The sequence below is a fragment of the Streptomyces sp. NPDC057963 genome (assembly GCF_042887155.1).
Taxonomy (GTDB): domain Bacteria; phylum Actinomycetota; class Actinomycetes; order Streptomycetales; family Streptomycetaceae; genus Streptomyces.
The window spans coordinates 1-3557 of record NZ_JBHVPX010000066.1 but is presented as its reverse complement, the minus strand read 5'-3'; the positions used below and the strand labels follow the sequence as shown (position 1 = coordinate 3557).

The following is a 3557-nucleotide window of genomic DNA, read 5'->3' as shown; positions in this document are numbered from 1 at the left end:
GGTGCGCCCGAACTGGATCGTCTTGATGTGGTGCAGCCGGTCCTGTTCGCGGTGATGGTGTCGTTGACGCGGCTGTGGGAGTCGGTGGGAGTGCGCCCCGCCGCGGTGATCGGGCATTCGCAGGGCGAGATCGTCGCCGCGCACGTCGCAGGCGCACTGTCCCTGCCCGAAGCCAGCGCGCTCATGGTCCGCCGCGGCCGGGCGTTGCGCGCGCTCTCCGGTACGGGGGGCATGCTCACGGTCGCGTTGCCGGTCGAACAGACACGAGAGCTGCTGGCGGGTTGGGAGGGCCGGTTGGCAGTCGGCGCGGTCAACAGCCCTTTGTCGACCGTGGTGTCCGGCGACTCGGCGGCGATCGAGGAGTTGCGGGCGCGGTGCGAGGCCGACGGCGTTCGCGCGCGCCGCGTCGCGATCCGCTACGCCTCGCACGCGCAGCAGATCGACGAGGTGCGCGAAGAACTGGATGCCGCGCTCGCGGTCACCGGGCGGCCGACCGCGGAGGTGGCCTTCTTCTCCACGGTCACCGGAGACGTGCTCGACACCGGCGCACTGACCGGGGAGCACTGGTACCGCAACGTCCGCGAACCGGTGCGCTTCGAAGCCGCCGTCCGCGAGGCGTTCCGGCACGGGTACCGGACCTTCCTCGAGGTGGGTCCGCATCCCGTGCTGACGCCCGCTGTCGAGGAAACGCTCGACAGCGCGGACCCGTCGGCCGTGGTCCATGTCGGCGGCACGCTGCGGCGGGGAGACGGCGGGCTGACCAGGTTCCTGCGGTCCGCGGCGTCGTTGCACGTCGCGGGTACGTCACCGGAGTGGGCGCGGTGGTTCGCAGGATCCGGCGCGACGCGGGTGGACCTGCCGACCTACCCCTTCCAGCGGCAGCGGTACTGGCTCGACGCGGCCGGACAGCGCGGCGCGGGCGGGCTGGGGCTGACCGCCACCGGCCACCCGGTGCTCGGCGCGGTGGTACCGCAACCGGCTTCCGGTGGCGTGGTGCTGACCGGCAGGATTTCCGTGGGGGCGCAGCCGTGGCTGGCCGACCACATGGTGTCGGACACCGTGGTGTTCCCTGCCGCCGGTCTGCTGGAACTTGCGTTGCGGGCCGGTGACGAGGTCGGTGCGACGGTGGTGCGCGAGCTGCGGCTCGCCGAGCCGGTGATCGTGCCACCGCACCAGGGGCTCCAGGTGCAGGTGTTCGTTGGCGCGTCGGACGGTTCCGGCGCCCAGGCGGTGTCCATCCACTCGCGTGCCGAAGCGGAATCCGGGGCCCGGTGGCTGTTGCACGGCAGCGGGACGCTGGCCGGGGACGCCACCCCCGAGCCGGCGCCGCAGCCGCTCCAGTGGCCGCCCGCGGGAGCGGTCGCCGTGCAGCACGAGGGCTTCTACCGCAAGCTGTCCGAGCGCGGCTACCGCCACGGACCGCTGTTCCGGGGACTGCGTTCGGTGTGGCGGCTTGGCGCGGACGTCCTCGCCGAGGTCGCGCTGCCCGAAGGCGCACCGGCAGCAGGTTTCGGGGTGCATCCGGCTCTGCTCGACGCGGTGACGCAGGCACTGATGTACGTCGATTCCCCGGCGGATCCGGACAACGTGCTGGTACCCGCTGAGTGGGCCGGGGTGTCGCTGTACGCCGTCGGGGCCTCGGTCGGCTGGGTACGCCTGACCGGCCTGGGTGAGGGCCAGGTGCGCGTGACCCTGACCGATGCCTCGGGCGGACTGGTGGCCGCGATCGACTCGGTGGCGTTGCGCGAGGTGGCGGTACCGGAGCTTGCCGCGGTGACCCGCCGCCAGGGCGAGGTACCGCTCACGGTGGAGTGGACGGAATACGCGGGGCCGGACGGCGATCTCACCCCGGTTGTGCCGGTGGACATCGCCGAGGCTGGCGTTGCCGTCCAGGCAGGCGCCACGCCGGTCCTCATCGTGCGGGACGGCGGCCAAGGGGCAGGCTTCCCCGAAGAGGTCGGCGCGGAAACCGCGTCGGTGCTCGCGCGGGTGCAGGAATGGTTGGCGCACGCGCGGCCCGACGACATGCTGGTGGTGTGCACCAGCGGGGCGGTCGCGACCGGCGCCGGCGAGGACGTGCCGGGCCTTCGCCACGCCCCGGTGTGGGGACTGCTGCGTTCGGCGCAGACCGAGCACCCGGGGCGGATCGTGCTGGTCGACGTGGGTGACCAGCACGCGCTGCCTCGGGCCGTCGCGCTGGCGCTGGCTTCCGGTGAACCGCAGTCGGCGTGGCGTGGCGGTTCGCTGTACCTGCCACGGCTCACCCGTGCCGGGAGCGCGGACGGGGTGGTGTTCGACCCTGCGGGTACGGTGCTGGTCACCGGCGGCACCGGCGTGCTGGGCGCGCTGGTCGCCCGGCACCTCGTGGTGGCGCATGGGGTCCGGCACCTGGTGCTGGCCGGCCGCCGAGGCGCCGCCGCGCCCGGTGCGGCCGACCTGGTGGCCGAGCTGACGGGTCTCGGCGCCGCGGTCGAGGTGGTCGCGTGCGACATGGCGGATCGGGCGTCGGTGGCCGCGCTGGTGGCGGGGGTGCCGTCCTCCCGTCCGCTGACGGCGGTGATCCACACCGCCGGGGTGGTGGCGGACGCGTCGTTCGAGGACCAGACCACCGCGGACGTCGACTCGGTGTTCGGGCCGAAGGTGGCCGGGGCGTGGCACCTGCACGAGCTGACCGAGCACCTGCCGTTGGCGGCGTTCGTGCTGTATTCGTCGGCCTCGGGCCTGCTGGGCGCGCCACGGCATGCCACCTACGCGGCCGCGAACTCCTTCCTGGACGCGCTGGCGCAGCACCGCCGGAGCCGGGGCCTGGTGGCGACCGCGCTGGCGTGGGGTGCCTGGGCGCAGGCCAGCGGCGTGACCGGGCACCTGGACGAACGCACGTGGGCGCGGCTGAGCCGGACCGGTGCCCGGCCGATGGTCTCGGACGAGGCGCTGGAGCTGTTCGACGCGGCGCTGACGGTCGATCGTCCGCTCGTGGTGCTCTCGCCGTTCGACGCCGCAGTGATGGCGAAATCCGGGCTGGTCCCACCGTTGTACCGCGGGCTGGTGCGACCGGCGCGGCGGGTCGCCGACGACGGTGACCACGACCCGGCCGCGGCCCGGTTCGCCGCGCGGCTGGCCGGACTGACACCCGCCAGGCAGGAGCAGTTGGTGCTGTTGCTGGTGCGGGAGACCGCCGCGGCCGTGCTCGGGCACACCGGCTCCTCCGCAGTGGTCCCGGACAGTTCCTTCAAGGACCTGGGCATGGACTCGCTGGGGGCGGTGGAGTTCCGGGACCGGGTGCACCAGGCCGCCGGGGTGAGGTTGGCCGCCGCCGCGGTGTTTGACCACCCGACGCCGACACGGCTCGCCCGGCACCTCCGCGCGGAAGCGCTGCGGGAACGAGTCGCCGCCGAGGCCGTGCCGTCGGTGGCCGTGGTGGGCGACCCGGTTGTGGTGGGCGACCCGGTTGTGGTGGTGGGTGTGGGGTGTCGGTTGCCTGGTGGTGTGGTGTCGATGGATGGCCTGTGGGAGTTGGTTGCCAAGGGTGGGGATGCGACGTCGGAGGTGCCTGCGGA

1 protein-coding gene is annotated in these 3557 nt (G+C 73.7%); it reads left to right on the top strand.

Annotated elements, in window-relative coordinates:
• Window positions 1-27: 27 nt before the first annotated feature.
• Window positions 28-3557 (top strand): SDR family NAD(P)-dependent oxidoreductase (locus ACFVT1_RS40935; protein ID WP_389805853.1); only part of this gene is annotated, 3530 nt, incomplete at its 3' end.